1 protein-coding gene is annotated in these 2,266 nt (G+C 51.9%); it reads right to left on the bottom strand.

The window, feature by feature from the left end:
* Positions 1 to 210: 210 nt before the first annotated feature.
* Complete coding sequence (locus Q0482_RS08885) at positions 211 to 1,653, bottom strand: alanine/glycine:cation symporter family protein (protein WP_299145568.1); 1,443 nt, start codon at positions 1,651 to 1,653, stop codon at positions 211 to 213.
* Positions 1,654 to 2,266 lie beyond the last annotated feature (613 nt).

Raw genomic sequence — 2,266 nt, 5'->3', positions numbered from 1 at the left:
CGAGCCGGAAGGGGTTAGCCGTCAGGCAGCAAGTCGAAATGAAACTCCATGCGGTGGCAGCCGCGGAGCGGCATATAAAATCATTGCCCGAAGGGCAATCCACAACCCTCGGCGGCGAAGCCGCCGTCAATCTTAAGAACCTTTTCCCCACCCTCTGAATCCCACCAAAAAAGACCTCTGCCGCAGCAGAAGTCTTTTTATTTTCACCGATTATTTTTCCATCCGTTTCATATGGTTGGAGTTATTTTCATCATCCCACCATACGATACCTTTGGTATCCGGCAGTACATCCTTATGGAAAAGAGGCACTTTGATGCCTTTTTTCAGCTGTTTCTCATAATCCATAAGGCAGGCTCTTGCCTGGGGGAAGAGGAGCAGGATGGCGGTGACGTTGGTGAGAACCATGAAGGCCATGAAGAGGTCCGCCAGGTTCCATACCAGCGGCAGGTCTGCCTGGGAGCCCCAGAAAATCATGATGGCGATGAAGACGCGGAAAAGGTTCAGAGGCCATTTCTTCTGAGTCAGGTGGCCGATGTTGATTTCCCCGTAATAATAATTTCCGATGAGGGAAGTGAAGGCAAAGAGGAAAATCAGGAAAGAAACAGCCTTCGGTGCCCAGCTGCCGAAGTACTGGGTCATGTCCCACTGGATCAGTTCAATGCCCGTAAGGCCGGTGGAGCTGTAGTCTCCGGTGAGGAGGACGATGAAAGCGGAAGCGGAGCAGATGAAAAGGGTATCTACATATACGCCGAAGGCCTGGATGAGACCCTGTACCACCGGGTGGGTGGCGTCAGCAGTAGCTGCCGCATTCGGTACGGAACCTTCGCCGGCTTCGTTGGAGAAAAGGCCTCTCTTGAAACCGGTGAGCACAGCGGCGCCCATGCCGCCGCCAAAAGCGGCCTGCCAATCGAAAGCATCGCGGAGGATAATGTAGAATACATGAGGCATTTCCGTAATGTTATAAAGCATGATTCCCAGGGCCACTACGATGTAAATGCCTGCCATAACAGGGACCATCCATTCAGTCACTCTGGCAACGCGGCCCATGCCGCCGCAGATGACCAGCATGGCCAGCACAGTAACCACGGCGCCTACGATCATGCGGTCAGCGCCCAGCGCATGGTTCAGCGCCAGGGCAATGGTATTGGACTGCACGGAGTTGTAAATCATACCGTAGGTAACGGAAATCAGGATGGCAAATACAGCTGCCCAGATACCGTGGCCCAGACCGTTTTTCAGATAGTAAGCCGGACCGCCGCGGAACCCGTTCCCGTCTTCCCTGGGCACCTTGTAAATCTGTGCCAGTGTGGATTCCACGAAACCGGTAGCAGAACCGATGACAGCAATAAACCACATCCAGAAAATAGCGCCGGGGCCGCCGGTAACAATGGCGATGGCAATGCCCGCAATATTTCCTACCCCTACGCGGGAAGCGGTGCTGACACAGAAAGCCTGGAAAGGAGAGACCTCATTTCCCTCCGTCTTCCTGCCGGCGGTGTGAGCAATAAGCTTAAACATCCGTCCAAAGTACCTGATCTGCACCCCTCTGGTGCGAACGGTGAAATAAAATCCTGCGCCCACCAGCAGGGCGATGATAACGGATGACCATAGAAATCCGTTAATGGCGGAAACCGCATTGTTGAGAGATTCCATTTTTCCTCCTTAGAAATGAAAGTTATGCATACATACATATTATAGTATGTTTTTACACTTTAGACAATGAAAAATATGAGCTGGTGCGATAGTGGGCTGGGCTGGTGTGACTGGTGTACCTGGTAAGCACTGATTCATTCATAGAGTTTGCTTTTATAAAAATTTTTATGCACTGATTCGCCATGGGACTCCTTAAATAGCTTGCTGTTCGCATCGTCCCATTCCTTGCATTGCATAGGTTCAAGATTAAAGCAGACAGTGATTTAATCAGTGCTTCCCTGGTGAGTCAGTGACAGCAGAGGATGCAGGAACAAAGCGATGTACATATGATCGTGAGTCGGCGATAGCCGTGCTGTAAGGGAACGGCAGTGAACGAGAATTGTGTGACACGTTCACACCGTGGCGAAGGTGGCGCCGCAGGCACCAATGGGGGATAAGCCGCCGGTTGGTATTTTCTAAAGGTTGTCCCAAATGAGACGGACAGCGAGATTTTTCACTTCGTTTAGAATGACGAGTAGGGCGGAAAGTAAGTACGTAACGCCCCTGCCCACCCCTGTTTAAGGGGTGGGTGGCGAGCGCCTATATACTCTCTTGCGCCCCCCTGCTTGTCAGG

Source organism: uncultured Dialister sp., from assembly GCF_937959425.1.
Taxonomy (GTDB): Bacteria; Bacillota; Negativicutes; order Veillonellales; family Dialisteraceae; genus Dialister.
This window is presented reverse-complemented; position numbering and strand designations above follow the sequence as displayed.

Bases quoted from the DNA above. Each gene is read 5' to 3' on its own strand.
- Q0482_RS08885 (WP_299145568.1), bottom strand. From the start codon at position 1,653: ATGGAATCTCTCAACAATGCGGTTTCCGCCATTAACGGATTTCTATGG.